The organism is Streptomyces sp. NPDC096310 (assembly GCF_044763125.1).
Classification (GTDB): Bacteria; Actinomycetota; Actinomycetes; order Streptomycetales; family Streptomycetaceae; genus Streptomyces.
In genome coordinates, this window is record NZ_JBIWFO010000019.1 from 105655 (window position 1) to 130559 (window position 24905).

The following is a 24905-nucleotide window of genomic DNA, read 5'->3' on the forward strand; positions in this document are numbered from 1 at the left end:
GTCCGACGGCCCTGACCAGGATCCGTTACGTCTGCCCGGCACCGAGGGCCAAGCCGATCACGAGGCCCCCTCCTGCTTCGGGAGCCACTTCTTCCACGTCGGCCCGTTCGCCTTGACCCACTTCTCCGCCGCCTTCTCCGGCGAGAGCTTCTGCTCCGCGATCATCAGGGCGACCTCGTTCTGTGCCTCGGTCGTCCAGTGGAAGTTCTTCAGCAGCGTCGCCGCGCCGCCGCCCTTCTTCGCGAAGTCCGCGTTCAGGTACTTCTGGAGCGGGGTGTGCGGATAGGCGCAGGCGACCTTCTTCGGGTCGGCGTCGCAGCCCTCCTTGTACTCCGGGAGTTCGACCTCCGTCATCGGCACCCGCTGGAACAGCCACTGCGGCGTGTACCAGTAGGTGAGGAAGGGCTTCTTCTCCTTGGCGAACTGCTTCATCTGGGTGATCTGCGCCGCCTCGGATCCCGCGAAGACGACCTGGTAGTCCAGCTTCAGATTGGACACCAGGGCCTTGTCGTTGGTGACGTACGACGGCGAGCCGTCCATCAACTGGCCCTTTCCGCCGCTCTCCGGGGTGCGGAACTGGTCCGCGTACTTGTTGAGGTTGCGCCAGTCCGTCACGTCCGGGTGCTGCTTCGCGTAGTACGTGGGGACGAACCAGCCGATATGGCCGGTGACCCCGAGCCCGCCGCCCGGGGTGATCGTCTTCTTGTCCTTGACGTACCGCTGTTCCTGTTCGGGGTGGCCCCAGTCCTCCAGGATCGCGTCGACCCGGCCCTGGCTGAGGGCGTCCCACGCGGGGACCTCGTCGACCTGGACGGTGTCCACGCGGTAGCCCAGCTCGTGTTCGAGCAGATACGTCGCCACGGCCACGTTGGCCTGCGCCCCGACCCATGACTGTACGGAGAGGGTGACCGTCTTCGAGCCCTGCGCGTTGGCGTACGGCGACGCCTGCTTGGTCATGTCGGCCGCGCCGCAGCCGGTGACGGCCAGCAGCGCGGTCGCCGAGGCGAGGGCCCCGGCCGTACGGATACGCGTACGGGTACGCGCCATGTCAGGCCCCCTTCCTGTCTCCGCCACGGCGTTCCGTGGGCTGGGTGACCCGGTCCAGCATCAGACCGAGGCAGACGATGGCCGCGCCCGCGACCAGGCCGGTCGCCAGGTCGCCCTGGGCCAGGCCGAACACCACGTCGTAACCGAGCGCCCCGCCACCGACCAGACCGCCGATGATGACGACGGCGAGGACCAGGACCACGCCCTGGTTGAGTGCGAGGCGCAGCGCCGGTCCGGCGAGGGGCAGTTGGACCTGGCGCAGTTGCTGACCGGCGGTCGCGCCGAGGGAGCGCGCGGATTCCAGCGCGGCCGGGTCGACCTGGCGCAGCCCCTGGGTGGTGATGCGTACGACGGCGGGCAGCGCGTAGACGACGGCCGCGGCGACCGCCGGTGCCCGGCCCACGCCGAAGAGCGCGACCACGGGGATCAGATAGACGAACTGCGGCAGGGTCTGGAAGACGTCCAGGACGGGCCGCAGCAGTGCCTCGAAGCGGGCGCTGCGGGCCGCCGCGATCCCGGTGGCGAAGCCGATGACCAGGGTGACGGCGACGGCGGCCAGCACCTGGGAGAGCGTGTCCAGGGACGGCTTCCAGACGCCGAGCACGCCGATCGCGGCCAGGGCGAGCACGGCGGTGAGCGCGGTCCGCCAGGTGCCGATGAGCAGCGCGAGCCCGGCGACGACCAGCAGCAGCGCCCACCAGGGCAGCGCCTGGAGTCCGCCGCGCAGCGGGTCGAGCACCCAGGTGGTGAAGTGCCCGGCCCAGTCGGCGGTGCCGCCGATGACGGGGACGCCGGAGTAGAGGTGCGCGGTCATCCAGTCGACGGCGCTGTTGACGGGCTCCGCGATGTTGAGGATCCAGCTCTCGGGCCAGTCGAGCCGGCCCACGAGACGGCCCGCGAGCGCGACGAGGGCGGCGGCCACGACCACGGTGGCCCAGCCGCGCCACCCCGTACGGATCCGGTCCGCCGCCGATGACGCGGGCGGCCGGTCGAGGCCGGAACCCGCCGCCGCGGTCGTCCGGTCGAGGACCACGGCGAGCAGCACGATCGGCAGCCCGGCGGCGAGCGCCGCGCCGACGTCGACCGTGGCGAGCGCCTGGTAGACCCGGTCGCCGAGCCCCCCGGCGCCGATCACGGACGCGATGACGGCCATCGACAGCGCCATCATGATCGTCTGGTTGAGGCCGAGAAGAAGCTGTTTGCGGGCGAGCGGCAGGCGCGCCGTCAGCAGCCGCTGCCTGGCCGTCGTGCCGAGCGAGGTGACGGCCTCCATCACGCCGCCGTCGGCTTCGCGCAGGCCGAGCGCGGTGAGCCGGGCCATCGGCGGGGCCGCGTACACGACGGTCGCCAGGACCGCCGCCGGGACGCCGATGCCGAAGATCAGCACCACGGGCAGCAGATAGGCGAAGGCGGGCAGTACCTGCATGGTGTCGAGTACCGGGCGCAGCGCGCGGTGCAGCCGGTCGGATAGTCCGGCGGCGAGGCCGAGGAGCGCGCCGACCACGACGGACGCGGCGACGGCGACGATCATCAGCGAGAGCGTCTGCATCGTCGGCACCCACATGCCGAGCACCCCGCACAGGGCGATGGAAGCGGCGGCGGTGAGGGCGAGGCGCACCCCCGCGACGCGCCAGGCGATCAGACCGGCCGCCGCGGTGACCCCGGCCCAGCCCATGGCGAGCAGCAGCAGGTAGACGCCGCGTACGGAGAGGACGACGGCATTGCTGAGGTAGCCGAAGAAGTAGAGGAAGAGCGGGTGGCTGTCGCGGTTGTCGATGATCCAGTCGCTGGCGCCGCCGAGCGGGCCGGAGAGGTCGACGGTCAGCGCTCCGGGCCAGACGGTGCCGGGCCAGCGGGTGAGGGCGAGCGGGACGAGGACGGCGGCGAACACCGCGAACAGCAGGAGCTTGCCCAGCCCGGGGCGGCGCCGCAGCGCGGCCGAGAGGCCGGTGGCGGCCGCTGAGGCGGTCCCCGGGGTTCCAGGGCCGTCGGGGCTCCCGGAGGGCCCAGGGTTCCCGGGGCTCCCGGGGGTTCCTTCGGCTCCGGGGGCGGAACCGGTGCGGGCGGTCGTGCCCGTGGCGGCGGTCATCGCAGGGCCGCCTCTCCGTTCTCCGGTCGCGCCGCCACATCCGTACCGGAGGTCCCGGACGTACCGGACGTACCGGAGGCGACGGACGTACCGGATGTACCGGCCGTACCGTCGACCCCCGCGACCACCCCGAGCAGGCACGCGTGGTCGACGACGCCGATGAGCCGGCCCCCGTCGACCACCCGCGCCACGGCGTCGCCGGAGCGTGCCACCGCCTCGATCGCCTCGGAGACGGTCGCGGTCGGCGCGAGGGCCGGGCCCCCGGTCGCCTTCGTGTCCGTGTCCGTACCGGCGTCCCCGGCGCCCGGGGAGGCCACGGGCCGCATGGCCGCCCGTACGGTGATCACCTGCTCGCGCGGTACGTCGCGGACGAAGTCCCGTACGTAGGCGTCGGCCGGGTGCCCGACGATCTCCTCGGGCGTGCCGAGCTGCACGATCCGGCCGTCGCGCATCAGCGCGATACGGTCGCCGAGGCGCAGCGCCTCGTTGAGGTCATGGGTGATGAAGACCATCGTGCGGCCCTCCTCACGGTGCAGCCGGATGACCTCCTCCTGCATCTCGCGGCGGATCAGCGGGTCGAGCGCGCTGAACGGCTCGTCGAAGAGGAGCACCTGGGGGTCGACGGCGAGCGCGCGGGCCAGTCCGACGCGCTGCTGCTGGCCGCCGGAGAGCTGCCTGGGCCTGCGGTCCTCCAGACCGTCGAGGCCGACCTTGGTGACGACCTCGGCGGCCTTCTCGCGGCGCTCGGCGCGGCCCATGCCCTGGATCTCCAGGCCGTAGGCGACGTTGTCGAGCACGGAGCGGTGCGGCAGCAGGCCGAAGTGCTGGAAGACCATGGCGGCCCGGTGCCTGCGCAGGGCGCGCAGCCGGGACGTGTCCATCGACAGGACGTCCTCGCCGTCGATGGCGATCTCGCCGGACGTCGGCTCGATGAGCCGGGTCAGACAGCGTACGAGCGTGGACTTGCCGGAGCCCGACAGGCCCATGACGACGAAGACCTCGCCCTTGCGGACGTCGAAGGAGACATCGCGCACCGCGGCGGTACAGCCGGTGCGTTCGCGCAGCTCGGACGGGGTGAGCGCGGCGAGTTCCGGGTCGGCGGGTATACGTCCGGCCTGCGGCCCGAAGACCTTCCACAGGTCGCGTACGGCGAAGACGGGCGGCCGGTCCGTACGGTGCCCGCCTCCCGTGGTGGTCCCGGCATGGTCGACGTCGCTCATCCGTTCAGCCCTTTCTCCTCGTCGGCCGCCCCCATGAGCAGGTCCGCGCACTTCTCCCCGACCATGAGGACCCCGATCATCGGGTTCACCGCGGGCATCGTCGGGAAGACCGACGCGTCGGCGATACGGACGGATTCGAGTCCCCGGATCCGCAGATCGGGTGCGACGACGGCCTGTTCATCGGTGGCGGCACCCATCCGGCAGGTGCCGGCGGGGTGGTACACGGTGTGGGCGCACTTACGGGCGTACTCGCTCAGTTCCTCGTCGGAGGTGATCTCCGGACCCGGCGCGACCTCGCGCTTCAGCCAGGTCGCCAGCGGCTCGGCGGCGGCGACCCGGCGGGCGATTCTGATGCCGTCGACGAGCGTACGGCCGTCGTAGTCGTCCTCGTCGGTGAAGTAGCGGAAGTCCAGGGCGGGTTTGACCTGCGGGTCCGCGCTCGTGAGGTAGAGCCGGCCGCGGCTGCGCGGCTTGGGGATGTTCGGCGTCATCGACACGCCGTGCTCGGGGCGTTCGTACCCGAGGCGCTCCGGGTTGTCGGTGAAGGGGATCTGGTAGAAGTGGAACATCAGGTCAGGGCCCTCGGCCGCCGGGTCGCGCCGGACGAAGAGCCCCGCGTCGGAGTCCATCGCCGAGTTCTCCGGGATCGGCCCGTCGGTCTCCCAGACGATCACCGACTCGGGGTGGTCGAGCAGATTCTCGCCGACACCCGGCAGATCGTGGACGACGGGGATGCCGAGCTTCTCCAGGTCGGCGCGCGGGCCGATGCCGGAGTGCAGCAGCAGCCGGGGCGTGTCGACGGCGCCCGCGCAGACGACGACCTCGGCACGGGCCTCGATCAGCCTCTCCTCGCCGTCGGCGGTCCGTACCCGTACGCCGGTGGCGCGGGTGCCGTCCAGCTCCAGCCGGTACGCCCAGGTCTCCAGCAGAAGGTGGAGGTTGGGGCGGTCGAGGAAGGGGTGGAGGTAGGCGACGGAGGCGGAGGAGCGCTTGTTGTTCTCCGGGTGGTAGGCGAGGTCGAAGAAGCCGACGCCCTCGTGGAAAGGCTTCTTGTTGAAGCCTTCGACGCGCGGGACGGTCAGCGCCGCCTGGGCCGCCTCGACGAAGTCGCGGGCGATGGCGTTGCGGTCGCGTTCGTCGACCGGTACGACGTTGTTGCGCAGCCGGGGGAAGTACGGGTCCATGGAGCCCGCGTCCCAGCCCTCGGCGCCCGCCGCCGCCCACTCGTCCCAGTCGGACGGCAGCGGCTTGAACGCGATGAGCGTGTTGTGCGAGGAGCAGCCGCCGAGCACGCGGGCGCGGCTGTGCCTGATGTGCGAGTTGCCGCGCGGCTGCTCGGTCGTCGGGTAGTCGTAGTCCAGCTCGCCGCCCAGCAGGCCCATCCAGCGCCGCAGGGTCAGTACGTCCTCGCGGTCGACGTCGGAGGGCCCGCCCTCGATGACGGCGACGGTGACGCCGGGGTTCTCGGTGAGCCGGGAGGCGATCACCGAGCCCGCCGTACCGCCGCCGACGACGACGTAGTCGTACGTGGCCGTCCTGTCCGTCATGCCCATGAGTGGTCTGCTCCTCTGCTGGAGGGTCGTACGAGGTTTTCGCGGCGCGGTTCCGGGGCTGTTCCGGCGCGGGTCCGGGGCTGTTCCGGGCCTTCGAACCTGAGAGCGCCGGGCTCCCGGTGCTCGCCCGGTGTGTGTCAGCCCTTGAACCAGCGGACCGGGGCCGGTGCGAGGTTCTGGTAGACGTGCTTGGCCTCGCGGTACTCGGCGAGCCCCGCCGGTCCCAGCTCGCGTCCGACGCCGGACTTGCCGAATCCGCCCCACTCGGCCTGCGGCAGGTACGGGTGGAAGTCGTTGATCCAGACGGTGCCGTGCCGCAGCCGGCCGGCCACGCGCCGCGCGCGCCCCGCGTCCGCGCTCCACACGCCGCCCGCGAGCCCGTACTCGGTGTCGTTGGCGAGGGCGACGGCCTCGTCCTCCGTACGGAAGGTCTCGACCGTCAGGACGGGGCCGAAGACCTCTTCCCGTACGACACGCATCTCGCGGTGGCACTGGTCGAGGACGGTCGGCTCGTAGAAGTAGCCGCCGTCGGGACGTACCCCGGACGGCCCGGGACGCTTGCCGCCGGAGCGCAGGACGGCGCCCTCGGCGAGCGCGGAGGCCACGTACTCCTCGGTCCTGGCGAGCTGCCGCGCGGAGACGAGCGGGCCGCACTCCACGCCGTCCTCGGTGCCCCGGCCGAGCCGGATCCGCTCGGCGCGGCGGGCCAGCTCCCCGACGAACCGCTCGCGCAGCGACTCCTCGATGATCAGGCGGGAACCGGCGGAGCAGACCTGTCCGCTGTGGATGAAGGCGGCGTTCAGCGCCTGGTCGACCGCGGTGTCGAAGCCCTCGTCGGTGGCGCAGGCGTCCGCGAAGACGACGTTCGGGTTCTTGCCGCCGAGTTCGAGGGCGACCTTCTTCACGCCGGGGGCCGCCGCCTGCATCACCTTCGTACCGCTGCTGAGGCCGCCGGTGAACGAGACCAGGTCCACGTCGGGGTGGGCGGAGAGCCGGGCACCGACCGGGTCACCGGCGCCGGTCACGAGGTTGGCGACGCCGGGCGGCAGCCCCGCCTCGGCGAGCAGGTCGATGAGGTCGACCGTGGAGAGCGGGGTGACCTCGCTCGGCTTGATCACGAAGGTGTTGCCCGCGGCGAGCGCCGGGGCGATCTTCCAGCTCGCCTGGAGGAGCGGGTAGTTCCAGGGGGTGATCAGCGCGCAGACCCCGACGGGCTCATGGACGACCACGCTGTGCACGGTGTCCGAACCGGCGTCGACGACCCGGCCCCCGCTCTCGTTCATCACGAGGTCCGCGAAGTAGCGGAAGGCGTCCGCGACACAGTCGACGTCGACGCGCCCCTCTTCGAGGGTCTTGCCCGAGTCCCTGCTCTCCAGCAGCGCTATCTTCTCGCGGTTGCGTATCAGCAGGTCGGCGGTCCTGCGCAGCAGCCCGGCCCGCTCGGCGACCGGGGTACGCGGCCAAGGGCCGTGGTCGAAGGCGTCACGCGCGGCGGCGACCGCGGCGTCGGTGTCCTGGGTCCCGCCTTCGGACACGACGGCGAGCACCGTCGCGTCGGCGGGGTCGAGGATGTCCCGCGTGGCGCCGGACGCGGCTTCCCGCCACTTTCCGTCCACATGAATCGTCTGTTGTGCCGACACGTCGCGTATTGCCTTCCATTCCCGGAACATTCCTCACCAGCGACAACTGGCGATTCAGGCATCTGCCCAGGGGGGTGGAAAGCATGCGTACGGCGTGACCGAAAGTGCTCTGTGTCTCTTTCGCTCACGCCGTACGTTTGTCCGCCGATGCCGGGTCAGTCGTCGGCGGGCTCGTCCCTGACCCGGAGGCCGGCCAGCCACAGCGGCGTCATCCAGTGCACGATCACGGCCACGACCAGGGCGTACGACAGCGACACCGTCACGTCCCTGCCCCCGAGCGCGTGCAGTACGACGAAGACGAAGGCGCCCCCCAGCAGCACACGGAGGGTGATCCCGTGGGCGCGGGCCCTGATCAGGTCGCGCTCGGCGCGCTGCCGCTCGTCCAGCATCCGGCCGCGCAGCTCCAGCAGCCCGCGCGTGGCGCCGTTGAGGACGCCGGTCGCCAGGCACCAGGGCAGGAGCAGCCCGATCAGTACGAAGAGCGGCCAGGTCCGGTCCATGGCCTGCGCCGCGCCCCAGGAACCGATCATGAGCGCGGTCAGCGCGATGTGGGCGCCGACGACCAGCTTTCTGCGGCCGGCCGTCGCGTGGAACGAGCCGGCCTCGCCCCGGTTCATCAGCGCGTACATGCGCCGGTCGTACGCCGTCGGCGCCGCCGGCGTCGATGTCTCTCGTGCGGTCATCACTGCTTCCTCCCGTAGACCTCGTGCGTGAGCGGGCTGAAAGGTTCGAGGGAGAACAGCGCCTCCACGGGGAGGCCGAAGTACTCCGCGATCCTCAAGGCCAGGTCGAGGCTGGGGTTGTACTGCCCGCGCTCGATGTAGCCGACGGTCTGGTAATGGGCTCCCACCGCCTCGGCCAACTGCTGACGGGACACTTTCCGTTCAGCCCTCACCACAGCCAACCTATTGTGCACCTGCTCGCTCATGTATAAGAAGTACTACATTTACGAGGACGTTGGCAACAGGACCGGCAACAAGAAGGCCCCGTACGGCCGGTGGTGGTCCGGCGGTACGGGGCCTTCTCGAAGCGGGGTGGAGCGGGGCGTGCGGGTCCGGTCAGAGGAGACCGAGCTCGCGCACGGCGTCGCGCTCCTCCGTCAGCTCCTTGACGGAGGCGTCGATCCGGGTGCGCGAGAAGTCGTTGATGTCCAGGCCCTGGACGATCTCGTACACGCCGTTCTTCGTGGTGACGGGGAAGGAGGAGATCAGGCCCTCCGGCACACCGTACGAACCGTCCGACGGGATGCCCATCGAGGTCCAGTCGCCCTCGGCAGTGCCGTTGACCCAGGTGTGGACGTGGTCGATGGCCGCGTTGGCGGCGGAGGCGGCCGAGGACGCGCCACGGGCCTCGATGATCGCCGCGCCGCGCTTGGCGACGGTCGGGATGAAGGTGTCGGCCAGCCACGCCTCGTCGTTGACGGCCTCGGCGGCGTTCTTCCCGGCGATCTCCGCGTGGTAGATGTCCGGGTACTGCGTGGCGGAGTGGTTGCCCCAGATCGTCAGCCGCTTGATGTCGGAGACGGCGGCGCCGGTCTTGGCGGCGAGCTGCGAGATCGCGCGGTTGTGGTCGAGGCGCGTCATGGCGGTGAAGCGCTCACGCGGTACGTCCGGGGCGGCGGCCTGCGCGATCAGCGCGTTGGTGTTGGCCGGGTTGCCCACGACGAGGACCTTGATGTCGTCGGCGGCGTGGTCGTTGATCGCCTTGCCCTGCGGCTTGAAGATGCCACCGTTGGCGGAGAGCAGGTCACCGCGCTCCATGCCCTTGGTACGGGGGCGGGCGCCGACCAGCAGGGCGACGTTCGCGCCGTCGAAGGCGACGTTCGGGTCATCGGTGATCTCGATGCCGCTGAGCAGCGGGAAGGCGCAGTCGTCCAGCTCCATCGCGGTGCCCTCGGCGGCCTTGAGGCCCTGAGGGATTTCGAGGAGACGCAGCTTGACCGGCACGTCCGAGCCGAGGAGCTGGCCGGAGGCGATGCGGAAGAGCAGCGCGTAACCGATCTGGCCGGCCGCGCCGGTGACGGTGACATTCACGGGAGTGCGGGTCATGGCGGTCTCCGTAAGACAGTCTGGCGGTGAGGGTCCCTGCCCCTGATACGGGACATCTCCGCAGCGCCGCTCCGTACGCGGACCGGTGTTCGACCGCCCGGCATCCGAATCTTGACGTGAAGAGATATCCGGCGGCCAGGCTATCCGACCGGGGACGGCGCGCACCCACGCCCCCTTTGTGGCGCGGCTCACGACCGTACGGATGTCCCAGGACCCGTACGGATTGTCCGGTGGCCGCGCGGTTCGCCGTCACGGCTGGGGCGTGGTGCAGCCCTTCTCGCCGGTCGTGAGCGTCGCGCACGCCGTGACGCTCGCCGCGTCCGGCGCCGTGAGCATCGCCGTGTACCCGTTGGTGCCGACCTTCACCGCACCGTTCTGGCCTGGGCCTTGGTCCTGACCCTGGCCTTCGTCCTGGCCCTGGCCCTGGTCCTGGTCCTGGTCCTGGTCCTGGTCCTCCGCGGGGGTTATCCGTATCTCGTCGCCGAGGGCCGCCTGCGTGATCCGCGCCCAGGCGGCTCCGCAGGTCTTGCTGTAGCGGACCTCGACCAGCGCGGTGCCGACCGTGGCGCTGGCGACGGTCTCCGCGAACTGGCCGCCGCAGCCCATGTTTTCCGGGTCCTTGCCCCCGCACGCCTCACCGGCGCACTTCACCCCTTCGGGCAGCACCGGTTCGCTGGTGGACGGCTTGGGCGGGGGCGGCTGGGCGACCGCCTTGCCGTCGCCGTCACCACCGAGACTGGTGAGCGTGAAGGCGGCGGCGACCACCACCAGCGCGCCGACGACACCGGACACGAAGACCAGCGCCTTGCGCCGGCCGCCCTTGCCCGGGCGGGTGCCGGTGGCCGGGCCTGGCGGGGCGGAGGACGGCGCTCCGTGCGCACCGTACGCCGCGTGCGCACCGTGCGTCCCGCGCGGAGGTACGGTGCCACGTGCATGGCCCGGCGGCGTGACGCCACCCGCGCCACCCGCGCCACCCGCGGCCCCCTCCGCGCCGACGATCGGATTCTTCCCGGATTCGGCAAGTGCTGTCCGCGCCTGGGTTATTCGGATCGCTTCCATGGTCATGTCGTGGCGCATCTCGGAACGGCTCCAGGCTCGCTCCGCCAGCTCCCACATCGTGGTCAGATGGATCTGATGCGTGCCGGTGACCTCGGCCAGCGCGACGACCGCACCCTTGGGCGGGAGCAGCCGCCCGCTCAGATAGCGCTCCCACGATGTCTTGCTGTAACCGGTTCTGTCGGCCACGGCGGCGATGCTCAGACCGCTGCGGTCGACGAGCCTGCGCAACTGGCTGGTGAACTCGCCGACCTCCGGGTCGAGCCCTTCCGGTAGCGCCTTCCAACGAGGCATTCCGCCTCCCCCTTGTCCCCCCGCACGTGCCTGATGAGCCCCGCGCTGTGCCTTGCTCCCCCGCGCCGCCTTGCTCCCCCGCGCCCGCGGCCCACCCGGCCCGTCCCCGGCTTTCCCCCTGCCGTGGACCGCCGTGGAAGGCGCCCCCGGCCAGGATGCCAGGCCCTGGGCGCGCCACGCACGGGAGCATTCGGGGCCGCACGCACGCGTCGCCGCGCGCCCCGGCCCGAACACCGCCCCAGTCTCCCATCCGTTGCGCACTCAGCACACCGTGGCTCCTCCCCCTCATGAATGAGGGGGCTTCTCGCAATGCCGGGTTGGCGTCGCGACGGACCAGCCCGGCCCGTAGAACGTTCAGGGTGCCCACCGTGTCCGCGTGCGCCTGGTGGCCGCAGCTAACGCAGTGAAACTTCTCCTGTGCGGGCCGGTTCTCCTTGTCGACGTGCCCGCATTCGGGGCAGGTCCGGGAGGTGTTGCGGGGGCCCACGGCGATCACTTCCCGTCCGGCGTTTTCGGCCTTGGCGGTGAGGATCGTCAGGAACACCCCCCATCCGGCATCCGAGATCGAACGGTTGAGTCCGGCCTTGACGGCGGACCCGTTGGGCAGGAATCTGCCTGGCTGGTCAGGGTCGGGCTTCGGTGTGGGGGCCTTGACCATGTTGCGGATCTTGAGGTCTTCGTGCGCGATGGCATCGTGTTCCCGCACAAGACCGAGGGCAGTCTTGTGCGCGTGGTCCAGACGCTGACGGCGGACCTTGCGGTGCAGCTTGGCGACCTTCTCGACTGCCCGGCGGTGGTTCGCGGTCCGCTTGTCCCGGCGGACGCGGGGGAATCGGGCGAGGGCCTGCTGTGCGGCTTCCAGTTTCGCGGCGGCCGTTCGGCCGTGGCGGGGATTGGGGACGTGCTCGCCGTTGGACGTGGTGAGGAACGACGCTATGCCCATGTCGATGCCGACCACGGACCCGGTCGCGGGCAGCGGCTCGGGCTCATCCTGTTCGGCGGTCAGGATGACGTACCAGCGCTTGCTCTCGCGCTTGACGGACACGGTCTTGACCTTGCCGACCACCGGCCGGTGCCGGTTGACCTTGACGTGCCCGACGCCCTGGAATCGGACGCGGGTGACGGGGTCGTGCGGTGTTGAGTCCCGGCGGCAGCCGTCGCCGTCCTTGGGGAAGTCCACCGTGTCGAACCAGTTGACCCCACGGAAGCGCGGATAGCCCGGCGCGTCCCCGGCCTTGACCCGGCGGAAGAACGCGGCGAATGCCTTGTCCAGGCGCCGCAAGGTGGCCTGCTGCGAAGAGAACGACCAACGGCCCTGCCGCTCAGGGTTCGAAGGCCCGGATGTCCTTGAGCTGGGCGGACTGCTGCCCATACCGGACGGTGACCTTCGAGCTGTGCCGGTAGGCGTCACGGCGTTCCTGCAAAGCCCCGTTGCAGAGCGAGCAGTGATCACGCGGCATCTCGCCGAGTGCGGCCGTCCGGCCCACGGTGGGCCGCATGAGGAACTTGTACGCACGGATCAACCGGACCACCCGGCTTCTCTGCGGGGGCGGCCCGGCCGTTCGCCTCCGCCGCCACCTCGTGCAGGACGAGCAGCCGGGTCGGATCCGCCCCGCACGCCCTGGCCAGCTCTTCGACGGCCCCTCTGGGCACTGGCTGCTTCCGGTTGAGACAGCGCTCCCAGGAGGAGCGGCTGTATCCGGTCTTCGCCGCCGGCCCGGTGAGTCCGAGGCCGGACCGGTCCTTGAGCCGCCGTAGCTGGACGAGAAGCTGTACGTCCTTCTCCGGTAACTCCGCGGGCAGTTCCTTCCAACGCGGCATGTCCACCTCATGCGTCATCGGATGTCCGGGGTCGCTTCCCCACCCCCTTCCTCCCCAAGGCGTCCCCTGCCGAACGCCCGGTTCCCCGCCCCACCCCGTCCCCGTCGCGTTCCGGCCATCTCCGTACCTCTCACGGGACGCGCGGGGCCGTCCCACGACGTCCCACCGCGTCCCATGGAGCCACCCGTCCCCGCAGGTCAGCACACCCCAGGCCCTCACTCGCACACGTACCGCACAGGGGGAATGTATGAACGCCCCACGTGGGTCGGCCACATGTGGCCCACAGCGGTGGATGAAAGCGGCGGCCCGTCCTCCTCGGGGGAGAGGACGGGCCGCCGTGCGTCGGGTACGGGCCGCCGACCAGCCGGCGCTGCTCCTGCCGCCACCGACTACCCGCTACCGGCCTCCGGCTACCGCACGGTGAAGTGCAGGGTGTCCTCCAGGAACGGGATCTCCAGCCACGGCTTCGGCTGTGTCATCAGCGAGAGCAGCACGATCGCCACGCCGAGCAGCCCGTACGTGAGCATGTCGGTGAAGCGTGAGCGCACGGCGAGCATGCCGACGGACGGCAGGACGCGCCGCAGGACCGCACCGCCGACGAGGGCGATACCGATCAGGATCGTGCCGATACGGAACGCCTCGGCGAAGGGGTGAAGGCCGACGATCAGCAGCCCGAGGCCGATCGTCCCGAGCACGCTGAGCAGCGGCCACTGGCGGGCGGGCGCCGGGGCGTCCCGGGGCGCGGCCCGGCCGCCGCCCTCGGGGGGCGCGGTGTCGCGGGTGAGCGAGAACCGCCTGCCGGGATCGGCCTCGTCCGCCGCCTCGGAGCCCTCCGGGGCATCGATGGCGTCAGTGGCTTCCGTGGTTCCCGGGGTGCCCGTGGTTCCCGGGACGTCCACGGCCTGCGAGCTCTTTGCCGCCCCCGGGCCGCGCTGGTCTCCGGTGGTATCCGTACCGGTCCCCGTGTCCGTCGTGTCCGTCGTGTCCGTGGCTGTCGCGGTATCCGCGTCCGAACCCGCGTCCCGGCTCGTGCCAGCACCCATCAGTGGCGCCCCTCTCCCGCTCGGGTCCGCGCTCAGCCGGCGTCCGCGTCGGCGTCCTTGAGCGTACGTTCGGCCGCCTCGACGACATTGACGAGAAGCTGCGCGCGGGTCATCGGCCCGACGCCGCCCGGGTTGGGCGAGATCCAGGACGCCACCTCCGCGACGCCCGGGTGGACATCGCCGACGATCTTGCCGTTCTCATCCCGGCTGACGCCGACGTCGAGGACGACCGCGCCCTCCTTGACGTCCTCGGGGTTGATGATGTGCGGGACGCCGGCCGCGGCCACGATGATGTCGGCCTGCTTGAGCAGCGCCGGCAGGTCGCGCGTGCCGGTGTGGCACTGGGTGACGGTCGCGTTCTCGGACTTACGGGTCAGCAGCAGGGGGATCGACCGGCCCACGGTGATCCCGCGCCCGACGACCACGATGTGCGCGCCGTTGATCTCGACGCCGTGGTGGCGCAGGAGCTGGATGATGCCGTACGGGGTGCAGGGCAGCGGCCCCGGCTCGTTGAGCACCAGCCGGCCCAGGCTCATCGGGTGCAGCCCGTCGGCGTCCTTGGCCGGGTCCATCAGCTCCAGCACCCGGTTGGTGTCGATGCCCTTGGGCAGCGGCAGTTGCACGATGTACCCGGTGCACTCGGGGTTGGCGTTCAGCTCGGCGACGACCGCCTCGATCTCCTCCTGGGTGGCGGTGTCGGGCAGCTCACGCTGGATGGAGGCGATACCGACCTGGGCGCAGTCGCGGTGCTTGCCGTTGACGTACCAGCGGCTGCCCGGGTCGTCCCCGACGAGCAGGGTTCCGAGACCGGGCGTGACACCCCGCTCCTTGAGGGCCGCCACGCGGACGGTGAGATCGGACTTGATCGCGGCTGCGGTGGCCTTGCCATCGAGAATCTGGGCGCTCATGCCCCCATCCTCGCGGAAGACCCCTCCCGGGTTCCAATCCGCGCCCCTGCCGTACCCCGGCCCGTATCTGCACAGGCGTGCGCACGGAACGTTGCACTTGCACAACACCTGTGAAGGCGACTGGACAAAACCGTATGTTGATAACACGATTACGTCGCAGTGCGGCCGGCGTCGGGGGGCAGACCGCTCAGACCGCTCAGACCTGAGATTTTCCTCCGCGCGGGCCATTCCGTCCCCGCATCACCAACGGAGGAACCCCGTCATGAGCTTCGGCGACCCCAACAATCCCTACGGCCAGCAGGGCCAGCAGCCCGGTTACGGCCAGCCCCAGGGTCCGCCGCCGGGCCAGCCGGGGTACGGCTACCCGCAGGGCCAGCCCCAGCAGCCCGGCTACGGCTACCCCTCCCCGCCGCAGGCTCCCATGGGGTACGGCTACCCCGGTGGCCAGATGGAGATGCCCGGTCTGATGAAGACCGCGCGGGTCATCCTCTTCATCTTCGCCGGTTTCCAGATCCTCTTCGGGCTCGGCGTCGGCATCGCCCTCGGCGTGGTCAGCAGCGCCTCGGGCGACAGCGAGATCGCCGGCCTCGTCGGCGGTGTCGGCATCGCCCTCGGCGTGCTGCTCATCGGTCTCGGCGCCCTCTCGATCTTCCTGGGCGTGAAGTTCGCCACGGGCGGTACCGGGATCCGTGTCACGACGATCGTCTACGCCTCGCTCTCGCTCCTCGGCGGTCTCAGCAACCTGGCCGCCGGCAACGGTTCCGCGGCGTTCGGCGGGATCATCTCGCTCGCGTGCAGCGGGATCATCCTGGCCTCGATGGTGAACGGCCAGGCCTCGGCGTGGTTCAGCCGCCCGCGCCACTGACACGCCGTCGGTGCACCGCTTAGGCACACCACGGAGAGCAGCACAGCCGAAGGCCGCGTCCTCCCTTCCGAGAGGACGCGGCCTTCGGCGTCGGTCATCAGTGGAAGAAGTGGCGTGTCCCCGTGAAGTACATGGTCGCGCCCGCCTTCCGCGCCGCCTCGATCGTCAGCTCGTCGCGGACCGAGCCGCCCGGCTGGACCACGGCCCTGACACCCGCGTCGAGCAGGATCTCCAGGCCGTCGGGGAACGGGAAGAACGCGTCGGACGCGGCGTACGCACCGCTCGCCCGCTCCTCCCCCGCCCGCTCCACCGCGAGCTTCGCGGAGTCGACGCGGTTGACCTGGCCCATGCCGACGCCCACCGAGGCGCCGCCCTTGGCGAGCAGGATCGCGTTGGACTTGACCGCGCGGCACGCCTTCCACGCGAAGGACAGTTCGCGCAGCTCCGCCTCGGAGAGCGGCTCGCCCGTCGCGAGCGTCCAGTTCGCCGGGTCGTCGCCGTCCGCCTGGAGCCGGTCGGTGACCTGGAGCAGCGTGCCGCCGTCGATCGGCTTGGCCTCCACCGCGGCGGCCGGGGCCTCGGGGCAGCGCAGCACGCGGATGTTCTTCTTGCGGGCCAGCACCTCGACGGCACCGTCCTCGTACCCCGGCGCGACGATGACCTCGGTGAAGATCTCCGCGACCTGCTCGGCCATCGCGACGGAGACCGGGCGGTTGACGGCGATCACCCCGCCGAACGCGGAGAGCGGATCGCACTCGTGCGCCTTGCGGTGTGCCTCCGCGACATCGTCGCCGATGGCGATCCCGCACGGGTTGGCGTGCTTGATGATCGCGACGCAGGGCTCGGCGTGGTCGTACGCGGCACGGCGCGCGGCGTCCGTGTCCGTGTAGTTGTTGTACGACATCTCCTTGCCGTGAAGCTGCTCCGCCTCCGCGAGCCCGCCCTCGCCCGCGGTGTAGAGCGCGGCCGGCTGGTGCGGGTTCTCGCCGTAGCGCAGCACGTTCGTACGCGCGTACGTGGAGCCCAGGAAGTCGGGGAAGCCGGAGTCGTCGGCCGCCGCGTAGTCGTCCGCGAACCAGGAGGCCACGGCCACGTCGTACGCCGCCGTGTGCTGGAACGCCTCCGCCGCGAGCCGCTTGCGCGTCGTCAGGTCGAAGCCGCCGTCGCGTACGGCGCCGAGGACGTCCGCGTACCGCTCGGGGCTGGTGACGACCGCGACCGAGGGGTGGTTCTTGGCGGCGGCGCGGACCATCGAGGGGCCGCCGATGTCGATCTGCTCGACGCACTCGTCGGGGGTGGCGCCGGAGGCGACCGTCTCGCGGAACGGGTACAGGTTCACGACGACCAGGTCGAACGGCTCGACCCCCAGCTCGGCGAGCTGCTCGCGGTGGGAGTCGAGGCGCAGGTCGGCGAGGATCCCGGCATGGACGCGCGGGTGCAGCGTCTTGACGCGGCCGTCCAGGCACTCGGGGAAGCCGGTCAGCTCCTCGACCTTGGTGACCGGCACACCGGCGGCGGCGATCTTCCCGGCGGTGGAGCCGGTCGAGACCAGGGTGACGCCCGCCTCGTGCAGACCGCGTGCCAGTTCCTCCAGGCCCGTCTTGTCGTAGACGCTGACCAGCGCGCGGCGGACGGGCCGCTTCGTGCCGTCCGCGGACGTGCCCGCGGCGGGCGTTCCCTCGGTGGCCGTACCTGCGGCGTTCGTCCCTGCGGCCGTCGCGGACCCCTGATTATTCACCGACGTATACCTTTCGTCCCTCGATGCGATAGCCGTGCCGGGCCAGTGTCCCCACGGCCTCGACGAGCAGGCGTCGCTCGACTTCCTTGATGCGCTCATGGAGAGCGTCTTCGTCGTCCTCGTCCCGGACCTCGACCACGCCCTGCGCGATGATCGGGCCGGTGTCGACACCGTCGTCGACGAAGTGGACCGTGCAGCCGGTGACCTTCACGCCGTGGGCGAGCGCGTCGCGTACGCCGTGGGCACCGGGAAAGCTGGGGAGCAGCGCGGGATGCGTGTTGACGCACCGGCCGCCGAAGCGCGCCAGGAACTCTTTCCCCAGGATCTTCATGAAGCCCGCCGAGACCACGAGGTCCGGCTCGTACGCGGCGGTCGCCTCGGCGAACGCCGCGTCCCACGCCTCCCGCGACGCGTACTCCTTCACCCGGTGCACGAAGGTCGGCAGTCCGGCGCGCTCGGCGCGCTCCAGGCCGGCGATGGAGCCCCGGTCCGCGCCGACCGCGACGATCCGGGCGCCGAAGCCCTCGGGGTCGTCGCCGATGGCGTCGAGCAGGGCCTGCAGATTCGTACCGGATCCGGAGACCAGGACCACGATCCTGGCCGGGGCGGCGGAAGGCCGGGGGGCGGAGGGCGGGGAGGCCACAGCGGGCGCCTTTCTCGGAGCGAGCACAGCCTCGCGGGGCGTGCGGCGTTGTGTGGACGGCTACTTGGCGTGGTCGTACGACTTTGTGGGGTCGTACGAACGAGTCACGTTCCCCGATACGGGGAACTCTACGAAGGAGCCGACCGTCAGCAACGATACCGGCACACCGAGCGGCCCCCACGGGACGGGGGCTCGGCCGGGAGGTAGCGTCTGGGGACAGGGTTTGTCTCCGGGACGGGCCCGTACTGGACAAGACCCCCGCGTGATGGGTCTGAGGGGAAGACGTTCACCACATGCAGGACCGACGCCGCCGCACGGCACTCCACCTCCCGCCACCCTCTGGGCCGGTGCTGCTGCCGCGAGAACGCCAGTCCTCCTCCACCGGCCCTTCGTCGGGCTCCGGCCCCAAGGAGCCCGGACCGTCCGTTACCTCGGGACCCTCGGATACGTCGGGGACGTCCGGGCCCGGTGGTTCCGGTTCCGGCGGCTCCGACTCCGGTGGTTCCGGGCCCGCCGGTTCCGGCAGGTCCGGGTCCGGGTCCGGCCGCTCCGGATCCGGCGGTTCCGCCGACGACAATCCGTTCGCACCGCCGCCCGAGGGCAGGCCCGACCAGCCGTGGCAGCCCCGGCACCCCGAGAGCGGCGGCGGACAGGACGGGCAGGACGGCGGATCCGGCCGCGGTGGCTGGGGCAGCCAGTGGAGCAGCCGCCAGCCCGGCCGCTCCTCGGGCGGCTTCGGCAGCCGCCCCGGCGGCCAGGGCAGCGGACCGAACGGGCAGAACGGACCGGCCAACGGCCAGGACGGCCAGGAGACGGGGCGCGGCGGCGGACCGCGCTGGGATCCGACGGACCCGGCCCAGCGCCGCGCCCGCTACGCCCTGCTCGGCGGGATGTGGGCCTTCTTCTTCGCGCTGTTCGACCTCCCCGACATCGCCCTCCTCCTCGGCGCGCTCGCGGTCTACTGGGGCGCCAGCTCTTTGCGGGCCAGGACCAGGACCAGGAAGCCGTCGGACGGCGCATCCGCACCCGGCTCCGGACAGCCGGTCCCGGCGAACCGGCGCGACCAGCCGGGGCAGTCAGGACCGTCCGGTCAGATCGCGACCAGGTCCCTGACGACGGCCGCGGTGAGCGGTCTGGTGGCGGCCGGACTCGCGCTGGCGATCGTGGCGACGACCTTCACCGTGCAGCTCGTCTACCGCGACTACTACACGTGCGTGAACGACGCGCTGACGAAGACGGGGCAGCTCTCCTGCAACGATCTGCTGCCGCGCTCCCTGGAGCCCGTCTTCGGCGTCAAGGAGTAGCCGGGCTCAAGGGGCGCCTCCCTCCTCCGTCCGGCCGGTCCGGGGCCGGTCCGCTCGGGGCCGGCCCGGGCCGGGCTGGTCCGCTGGGGACGGCCCTGGGTCGGTCCCGGCCGGGGACGGGGGCGCCGCCGGGAAGTCGGCCATCAGCCCGCCCGACGCCTCCTTGAACGCGGCCCACCGCGCCTCCCGCGCCCCGCGTTCGTGCCAGGCGTCGGCCGCCAGGAAGTCGTACGGCTCCTCGTCCGGGTCCGCGCCCTCCCCCGCCTGCCCCGCCCAGGGCACGGCCCCCGCACCGGGGGGTACGGCGTCCTGCGGTACGGCGTCCGGACCGCCCGCCGGCGCGGCCTCCCCCGTACCGCTCCGCAGCCCCAGCCACCACAGCGGCGCCCGCCACCACGGCGGGAGCTCCGGTTCCACGACGCCCGGCGCCACCGTCGGCGCGGCCTTCCTCCCCGCCTCCTTCTTCTTCCTCCCCGCCTCCTTCTTCTTCCTCCCCGCCTCCTTCTTCTTCCTCTCCTCCTTCTCCGCCTTCCGCGCGTCCCGCCGCTCCGCCCGGCCCATCCGGACCGTCTCCCGTACGCCCTTCACCCACCGCTTCCGCAGCCGCCAGGCCCGGAGCAGCAGCGCCGTCGGTACGCCGAGCGCCACCGTCCACATCAGCGTGGCGGCGCCGGTCAGCCACCACACCGGGCCGAACGCGGCCAGTCGCCCGTTGCCCAGCGGTCCGCCCGCCATCGCCGCCAGGAACGCCGTCAGCACGGCACAGACCGCGCCCCCGAGGGCCGTCCCGAACGCCGTGTCGCGCGCGCTCCACGCCTCCTCCCGTACGGAGAAGGGCGGCGCGGCCACCCGGAGCGTGAACCAGGCGATCGTCGGCCCCACGACGGCGGGCACCGCCGCCACGGCCCAGTGCAGCGACGTGCTCGGCCCCTCGGGCACCGCCGCGAGCAGCGGGAAGGACGGCGGCGCGGGGCTGCCCAGCACGCCGAACGGGGTGACCGTCGCGCCCGTCCCGAGCACGAAGCCGGGGCCCAGTGCGTACGCCGCGCCCCAGATCGCGGCATTGGGCACCAGCGCCAGCCCCAGCAGCAGCACCGCGAACCGTCCGGACCAGTCCGCGGCGAGCTGTACGAAGGAGGCGTGCGCCGGATCGCTGTGCCAGCCGAGCGACACCCCGACGAGCAGCGCGCCACCCCCCGTCAGCAGCAGGGCGCCCGCCGCGCCGGAGCGCAGGGCCGACCGCGTCCGGGTACGTGCCAGCACCGTCCGGACGCCCCGGGGCAGCCACATCGGCAGCGGCCCGTGCGGGCGCCCACTCGCCGTCCAGGCCCCCGCGGTCGCGGACAGAACGGTCAGGACAGGGAGGGTGAGCAGCGCGCGCAGCGGGTGCGCGGTGAGCGGCCCGCCCCCCGCGTAGAGCGCGGCGGCCCCGCCGACGAGCAGATATCCGCAGCTCACCGTGGACACGGCACCGAGCGCGGTGAGTTGCGGACGTCCCTCCTCCGTTTCAAGCGTGTCCCGCGCCGCACGGTGGACGAGCCACACCGGCAGGGCCATGAGCAACAGCGGCACGACGCCGAGCGGAGCGGGGACGCCGGACAGCGTCTCGGGGCGCACCAGCTCGATGCCGTGGGCCAGCAACCAGAGCCCTGCCGCCACATGGAGGGCAGCGCCGGCTCCGCCGTCCGGGTACGGCGAGGCGATCCACATCATCGTCAGGAGCACGGCGAGCGTGCCGAGTCCGAGGCCCGCGGCGATGGCTCCACGGAGGAAAGAGGCGGTCAGCGCGGCGGCCCGGCCGCGGTCGACGGCCGAGGCCGAGGACAACGGTGTACCGCGATCGGTCAATTGGGTCACAAAGCCATGTTGCCCACGACACGCGCTTTATCTGCGTAACAGGCGAATACTCGCCATGTCGCTCAATATACGCTTATGTGCTTTTTCGCCCAGTACCGTGCTGCGGGGAGTCCCTCATGACCCAGAACACCACGCAGAGCACCCCGCAGCCCGTCGGCGAGGCCCCGGCCGGCGCTTCCGGCTCGGCGCTCCCCGCCCCCAAGGAACGGCGCAGGCTGCGCGAGGCGAAGGCGATGACCGAGAAGCAGGCGGCCACCGCGGTGGGTGTCACCCGCGCGACGATCCGGTCCTGGGAGACCGGCCGTACGACGCCGCGCGGGCGCAAGGGGGAGGTCTACGCGAAGCTGCTGGCGGGCATCGCGGCCGAACTGCGGCAGGCGGAGGAACGGGCGCGACGTACCGAGAGGGCGGCGGTACGGGCGGCGCAGGAACGATCCGCCGCGCGACACCTCCACGCCACCGCGGCGGAGCCCCAGGACCGTACAAGAGCGGCACCACCGACACCACCTTCAGCTCCAGCACCGGCTCCGGCTCCGGCACCGGCACCCGCACCACCCTCGACGCCGGCACCCGCACCACCTTCAGCACCGGCCGTGGAACCCGGCGTGATCCCGGTGGCGTTCAGTGGCGCGGCCGTCGCCTCGCTCACGCCCGACCAGGCGTTCGACGCGCTGTACGCGTGCACCGCGCCCGCCCTGGTGCGCCAGGCGTATCTGCTCACCGGACGGCGCGCCCTCTCCCAGGAGTCCGTCGAGCGCGCCTTCCACTGCGCGTGGGAGAACTGGCCCCGGGTCGCCGTCGACCGGGACCCGGTGAGCTGGGTACGGGCCACCGCGCACGAGTACGCGATGTCGCCCTGGCACCGGCTGCGCCGCGCGCACCGCCGCCCCGACCCGGTCCGTGGCGAGCAGGAGAACCCCGACGGCCGGGCGCTGCGTGAGGCGCTGCTCGCCCTGCCGCCGTCGTACCGCCGTACGCTGCTGCTCTACGACGGGCTCGGGCTCGACCTGCCGGAGACCGCCGCCGAGACGGAGGCCTCCACCCCGGCCACCGCGCACCGGCTGATGCGCGCCCGCAAGGCGGTCTCCGTACGCGTGCCGGAGCTGGCCGACACGGATCTGCTGCACGAACGGCTGGCCGCGCTCGTGCGCGCGGTGACCGTTCCGGAGATCGTCTCGGCCCGGACCGTACGGGACGGCAGTGAGCGGCGGGCCAAGATCTGGACGCGGGCGGCGATCGCCTTCACCGTGCTGATCATCGGGGCCACGAGCTTCACGCTGGCGACCGCTCCGCGGCAGTACGACCCGCCCCAGTCACCGGGCGAGCGGGTCGGCGGTGTGCCCGTGCCCAGCGGTCCCGAGCGGCTCAGCCCGCAGGACCTGCGGCTGCGCAACATGCTCCGTGCCGCGCCGATGAACGGACCGCACCGGCTCGTACCCCTGGCACGCTGACCGCTCGGGCATATCGAAGACGTCCCGCACACGCGCGTGGGCCCGCACCCCTGCCCGGGGTGCGGGCCCACGCGCGTGGTGGTCCGTACGAAGGCGACGGATCAGCCGGCGAGGATGGCGCGGGCGAGCCCGGCCGTCTCGGTCGGCGTCTTGCCGACCTTCACACCGGCGGCCTCCAGGGCCTCCTTCTTCGCCTGGGCCGTGCCGGAGGAGCCGGAGACGATGGCGCCGGCGTGGCCCATGGTCTTGCCCTCGGGTGCGGTGAAGCCCGCGACGTAGCCGACGACCGGCTTGGTGACGTTCTTCGCGATGAAGTCGGCCGCGCGCTCCTCGGCGTCACCGCCGATCTCACCGATCATCACGATGAGGTCGGTCTCGGGGTCGGCCTCGAACGCGGCGAGCGCGTCGATGTGCGTCGTGCCGATGACCGGGTCGCCACCGATACCGACGGCGGACGAGAAGCCGATGTCGCGCAGCTCGTACATCATCTGGTAGGTCAGCGTGCCGGACTTGGACACGAGGCCGATGCGGCCGGGCTTGGTGATGTCACCCGGGATGATGCCGGCGTTGGACTGGCCGGGGGTGATCAGGCCGGGGCAGTTCGGCCCGATGATCCGGGTCTTGTTGCCCTTGCTGCCCGCGTACGCCCAGAAGGCGGCGGAGTCGTGGACCGCGATGCCCTCGGTGATCACGACGGCCAGGCCGATCCCGGCGTCGATCGCCTCGACGACGGCGGCCTTGGCGAAGGCCGGCGGCACGAAGACGACGGAGACATCGGCACCGGTCTTCTCCATGGCCTCGGCCACGGAGCCGAAGACGGGCACATCGGTGCCGTCGAAGTCGACGGACGTACCGGCCTTGCGCGGGTTGACACCGCCGACGATGTTGGTGCCGTCGGCGAGCATGAGCTTGGTGTGCTTCATGCCGGTGGCGCCGGTCATGCCTTGGACGATGACCTTGCTTTCCTTGGTCAGGAAAATAGCCATGGTGTGGTTTCCCTCGTCCCTTACTTGGCCGCGGCCAGCTCGGCGGCCTTGTCGGCCGCGCCGTCCATGGTGTCCACGCGCTGCACGAGCGGGTGGTTCGCGTCGGACAGGATCTTGCGACCCAGCTCCGCGTTGTTGCCGTCGAGCCGCACGACCAGCGGCTTCGTGACGTCCTCGCCCTTGGTCTTCAGCAGTTCGAGGGCCTGGACGATGCCGTTGGCGACCTCGTCGCACGCGGTGATGCCACCGAAGACGTTGACGAACACGGACTTCACGTCCGGGTCGCCGAGGATGATCTCCAGGCCGTTCGCCATGACCTCGGCGGATGCGCCGCCGCCGATGTCGAGGAAGTTGGCGGGCTTGACGCCACCGTGGTTCTCACCGGCGTACGCGACGACGTCGAGGGTCGACATGACCAGACCCGCGCCGTTGCCGATGATGCCGACCTCACCGTCGAGCTTGACGTAGTTGAGGTTCTTGGCCTTGGCGGCGGCTTCGAGGGGGTTGGCCGCGGCCTTGTCCTCCAGCGCGTCGTGCTCCGGCTGGCGGAAATCCGCGTTCTCGTCGAGCGAGACCTTGCCGTCGAGCGCGATGATCTTGCCGTCACCGGACTTGATCAGCGGGTTGACCTCGACAAGGAGGGCGTCCTCCTTGATGAAGACGGTCCACAGCTTCTGCAGAACGTCGGCGACCTGGTCCGCGATCTCGGCCGGGAACTTCGCGGCGGCGACGATCTCGGCGGCCTTCTCGGGCGTGCAGCCCTCGTTGGCGTCGACCGGGATCTTGGCGAGCGCGTCGGGGTTCTCCTCGGCGACGACCTCGATCTCCACGCCGCCCTCGACGGAGGCCATCGCGAGGAAGGTGCGGTTGGTGCGGTCCAGCAGGAAGGAGACGTAGTACTCCTCCGCGATGTCCGCGGTCTGGGCCAGCATCACCTTGTGGACCGTGTGGCCCTTGATGTCCATGCCCAGAATCTGACCGGCCTTCTCGACGGCGTCGGTCGCGTCGGAGGCCAGCTTCACGCCGCCCGCCTTGCCACGTCCGCCGACCTTGACCTGCGCCTTGACGACGGCCTTGCCGCCGAGACGCTCGGTCACCTCGCGGGCGTCCTCGGGCGTTTCGATGACTTCACCGGCCAGCACCGGTACGCCGTGCTTGGCGAAGAGGTCCCTCGCCTGGTACTCGAACAGGTCCACGCGTGTCCGTCCCTTTGTCTTTTAACCGCAGCCTGGTGATCGCGGGTTCGTTGTCTGCGTGGGCGTGCCGCGAAGGGCAACGTGACTGCGCTGTCACTGAGGAAGGCGTACGCGGTGTCCGGTACGCGGCATGTCCGTCTCGCAGG

The 24905-nt window shown here is 71.5% G+C and carries 20 protein-coding genes and 1 pseudogene; 3 read left to right on the plus strand and 18 right to left on the minus strand.

Going from position 1 to position 24905, the window contains the following annotated elements:
• Positions 1 to 57 precede the first annotated feature (57 nt).
• From ACIQ7D_RS28310 to ACIQ7D_RS28370, 13 genes and pseudogenes are all read right to left on the minus strand, one after another.
• Positions 58 to 1047 (minus strand): ABC transporter substrate-binding protein, encoded by a 990-nt coding sequence (locus ACIQ7D_RS28310; protein ID WP_403942157.1) that lies wholly within the window; start codon positions 1045 to 1047, stop codon positions 58 to 60.
• 1 nt (position 1048) lies between these two features.
• Positions 1049 to 3136, minus strand: coding sequence for an ABC transporter permease subunit (locus ACIQ7D_RS28315; protein WP_403942160.1), 2088 nt, complete (start codon positions 3134 to 3136; stop codon positions 1049 to 1051).
• Positions 3133 to 4356 carry a glycine betaine/L-proline ABC transporter ATP-binding protein gene (locus ACIQ7D_RS28320; protein WP_403942162.1) on the minus strand — a complete coding sequence of 408 codons (1224 nt, stop codon included), beginning with the start codon at positions 4354 to 4356 and terminating at the stop codon, positions 3133 to 3135. Before ACIQ7D_RS28320 ends, ACIQ7D_RS28315 begins: the two co-directional genes overlap by 4 nt.
• The gene (locus ACIQ7D_RS28325; RefSeq protein WP_403942164.1) at positions 4353 to 5903 is read right to left on the minus strand and encodes a GMC family oxidoreductase; all 1551 of its coding nucleotides are present in this window, start codon (positions 5901 to 5903) and stop codon (positions 4353 to 4355) included. The genes ACIQ7D_RS28320 and ACIQ7D_RS28325 overlap by 4 nt, the downstream gene beginning before the upstream one ends.
• 143 nt (positions 5904 to 6046) lie before the next feature.
• Entirely contained in the window at positions 6047 to 7579 is a 1533-nt protein-coding gene (locus tag ACIQ7D_RS28330) for an aldehyde dehydrogenase family protein (RefSeq protein WP_403942167.1), read from the minus strand.
• A 125-nt stretch (positions 7580 to 7704) separates the two neighbouring features.
• Positions 7705 to 8232, minus strand: coding sequence for a hypothetical protein (locus tag ACIQ7D_RS28335; protein ID WP_403942169.1), 528 nt, complete (start codon positions 8230 to 8232; stop codon positions 7705 to 7707).
• A complete protein-coding gene (locus ACIQ7D_RS28340) occupies positions 8232 to 8477 on the minus strand; it encodes a helix-turn-helix transcriptional regulator (protein ID WP_384994659.1) in 246 nt (81 codons plus the stop codon). Before ACIQ7D_RS28340 ends, ACIQ7D_RS28335 begins: the two co-directional genes overlap by 1 nt.
• A gap of 130 nt (positions 8478 to 8607) precedes the next feature.
• Positions 8608 to 9597 (minus strand): malate dehydrogenase, encoded by a 990-nt coding sequence (locus ACIQ7D_RS28345; protein WP_403942171.1) that lies wholly within the window; start codon positions 9595 to 9597, stop codon positions 8608 to 8610.
• A 249-nt stretch (positions 9598 to 9846) separates the two neighbouring features.
• Complete coding sequence (locus tag ACIQ7D_RS28350) at positions 9847 to 10947, minus strand: helix-turn-helix domain-containing protein (RefSeq protein WP_403942173.1); 1101 nt, start codon at positions 10945 to 10947, stop codon at positions 9847 to 9849.
• Between the two features lie 322 nt (positions 10948 to 11269).
• Positions 11270 to 12470 (minus strand): annotated as a pseudogene (locus ACIQ7D_RS28355) (RNA-guided endonuclease InsQ/TnpB family protein); the annotation flags it as partial.
• Positions 12397 to 12786, minus strand: coding sequence for a helix-turn-helix domain-containing protein (locus ACIQ7D_RS28360; RefSeq protein WP_403942175.1), 390 nt, complete (start codon positions 12784 to 12786; stop codon positions 12397 to 12399). The gene ACIQ7D_RS28360 and the pseudogene ACIQ7D_RS28355, both read right to left, overlap by 74 nt.
• 392 nt (positions 12787 to 13178) lie before the next feature.
• Positions 13179 to 13811, minus strand: coding sequence for a DUF3017 domain-containing protein (locus ACIQ7D_RS28365; RefSeq protein ID WP_403942177.1), 633 nt, complete (start codon positions 13809 to 13811; stop codon positions 13179 to 13181).
• A gap of 32 nt (positions 13812 to 13843) precedes the next feature.
• The gene (locus ACIQ7D_RS28370) at positions 13844 to 14719 is read right to left on the minus strand and encodes a bifunctional methylenetetrahydrofolate dehydrogenase/methenyltetrahydrofolate cyclohydrolase (RefSeq protein WP_403942180.1); all 876 of its coding nucleotides are present in this window, start codon (positions 14717 to 14719) and stop codon (positions 13844 to 13846) included.
• Positions 14720 to 14981: 262 nt separating this feature from the next.
• Between ACIQ7D_RS28370 and ACIQ7D_RS28375 the strand changes: the two genes are divergently transcribed.
• On the plus strand, positions 14982 to 15584 hold the full coding sequence (locus ACIQ7D_RS28375) for a hypothetical protein (protein WP_403942183.1): 603 nt from the start codon (positions 14982 to 14984) through the stop codon (positions 15582 to 15584).
• 97 nt (positions 15585 to 15681) lie between these two features.
• On the opposite strand, the gene purH is transcribed toward ACIQ7D_RS28375, so the two are convergent.
• Positions 15682 to 17322, minus strand: a complete 1641-nt coding sequence (gene purH, locus ACIQ7D_RS28380) for a bifunctional phosphoribosylaminoimidazolecarboxamide formyltransferase/IMP cyclohydrolase (protein WP_403942186.1) — start codon at positions 17320 to 17322, stop codon at positions 15682 to 15684.
• Complete coding sequence (gene purN / locus ACIQ7D_RS28385) at positions 17315 to 17965, minus strand: phosphoribosylglycinamide formyltransferase (protein ID WP_403942188.1); 651 nt, start codon at positions 17963 to 17965, stop codon at positions 17315 to 17317. Before purN ends, purH begins: the two co-directional genes overlap by 8 nt.
• A 293-nt stretch (positions 17966 to 18258) precedes the next feature.
• Here purN and ACIQ7D_RS28390 point away from each other — a divergent pair, with 293 nt between their 5' ends.
• Positions 18259 to 19269: a hypothetical protein gene (locus tag ACIQ7D_RS28390; RefSeq protein ID WP_403942190.1), complete on the plus strand. Its 1011-nt coding sequence runs from the start codon at positions 18259 to 18261 to the stop codon at positions 19267 to 19269.
• Between the two features lie 6 nt (positions 19270 to 19275).
• Here the strand turns inward: ACIQ7D_RS28390 and ACIQ7D_RS28395 are convergent, their stop codons facing one another.
• Positions 19276 to 21126 carry a DUF6350 family protein gene (locus ACIQ7D_RS28395; RefSeq protein ID WP_403942191.1) on the minus strand — a complete coding sequence of 617 codons (1851 nt, stop codon included), beginning with the start codon at positions 21124 to 21126 and terminating at the stop codon, positions 19276 to 19278.
• A 116-nt stretch (positions 21127 to 21242) separates the two neighbouring features.
• On the opposite strand from ACIQ7D_RS28395, the gene ACIQ7D_RS28400 reads away from it, so the two are divergent.
• Entirely contained in the window at positions 21243 to 22577 is a 1335-nt protein-coding gene (locus ACIQ7D_RS28400) for a sigma factor-like helix-turn-helix DNA-binding protein (RefSeq protein ID WP_403942193.1), read from the plus strand.
• 101 nt (positions 22578 to 22678) lie between these two features.
• On the opposite strand, the gene sucD is transcribed toward ACIQ7D_RS28400, so the two are convergent.
• The gene (gene sucD / locus ACIQ7D_RS28405; RefSeq protein WP_384916666.1) at positions 22679 to 23563 is read right to left on the minus strand and encodes a succinate--CoA ligase subunit alpha; all 885 of its coding nucleotides are present in this window, start codon (positions 23561 to 23563) and stop codon (positions 22679 to 22681) included.
• 20 nt (positions 23564 to 23583) lie between these two features.
• Complete coding sequence (gene sucC, locus ACIQ7D_RS28410; protein ID WP_403942196.1) at positions 23584 to 24759, minus strand: ADP-forming succinate--CoA ligase subunit beta; 1176 nt, start codon at positions 24757 to 24759, stop codon at positions 23584 to 23586.
• Positions 24760 to 24905: the final 146 nt, after the last annotated feature.

Bases quoted from the DNA above. Each gene is read 5' to 3' on its own strand.
- ACIQ7D_RS28330 (WP_403942167.1), bottom strand. From the start codon at position 7,579: ATGTTCCGGGAATGGAAGGCAATACGCGACGTGTCGGCACAACAGACG.
- ACIQ7D_RS28375 (WP_403942183.1), top strand. From the start codon at position 14,982: ATGAGCTTCGGCGACCCCAACAATCCCTACGGCCAGCAGGGCCAGCAG.
- ACIQ7D_RS28315 (WP_403942160.1), bottom strand. From the start codon at position 3,136: ATGACCGCCGCCACGGGCACGACCGCCCGCACCGGTTCCGCCCCCGGA.
- ACIQ7D_RS28350 (WP_403942173.1), bottom strand. From the start codon at position 10,947: ATGCCTCGTTGGAAGGCGCTACCGGAAGGGCTCGACCCGGAGGTCGGC.
- ACIQ7D_RS28310 (WP_403942157.1), bottom strand. From the start codon at position 1,047: ATGGCGCGTACCCGTACGCGTATCCGTACGGCCGGGGCCCTCGCCTCG.
- ACIQ7D_RS28390 (WP_403942190.1), top strand. From the start codon at position 18,259: ATGCAGGACCGACGCCGCCGCACGGCACTCCACCTCCCGCCACCCTCT.
- ACIQ7D_RS28325 (WP_403942164.1), bottom strand. From the start codon at position 5,903: ATGACGGACAGGACGGCCACGTACGACTACGTCGTCGTCGGCGGCGGT.
- ACIQ7D_RS28370 (WP_403942180.1), bottom strand. From the start codon at position 14,719: ATGAGCGCCCAGATTCTCGATGGCAAGGCCACCGCAGCCGCGATCAAG.
- ACIQ7D_RS28340 (WP_384994659.1), bottom strand. From the start codon at position 8,477: ATGAGCGAGCAGGTGCACAATAGGTTGGCTGTGGTGAGGGCTGAACGG.
- ACIQ7D_RS28335 (WP_403942169.1), bottom strand. From the start codon at position 8,232: ATGACCGCACGAGAGACATCGACGCCGGCGGCGCCGACGGCGTACGAC.
- ACIQ7D_RS28400 (WP_403942193.1), top strand. From the start codon at position 21,243: ATGACCCAGAACACCACGCAGAGCACCCCGCAGCCCGTCGGCGAGGCC.
- ACIQ7D_RS28345 (WP_403942171.1), bottom strand. From the start codon at position 9,597: ATGACCCGCACTCCCGTGAATGTCACCGTCACCGGCGCGGCCGGCCAG.
- sucD (WP_384916666.1), bottom strand. From the start codon at position 23,563: ATGGCTATTTTCCTGACCAAGGAAAGCAAGGTCATCGTCCAAGGCATG.
- ACIQ7D_RS28365 (WP_403942177.1), bottom strand. From the start codon at position 13,811: ATGGGTGCTGGCACGAGCCGGGACGCGGGTTCGGACGCGGATACCGCG.
- ACIQ7D_RS28320 (WP_403942162.1), bottom strand. From the start codon at position 4,356: ATGAGCGACGTCGACCATGCCGGGACCACCACGGGAGGCGGGCACCGT.
- ACIQ7D_RS28360 (WP_403942175.1), bottom strand. From the start codon at position 12,786: ATGACGCATGAGGTGGACATGCCGCGTTGGAAGGAACTGCCCGCGGAG.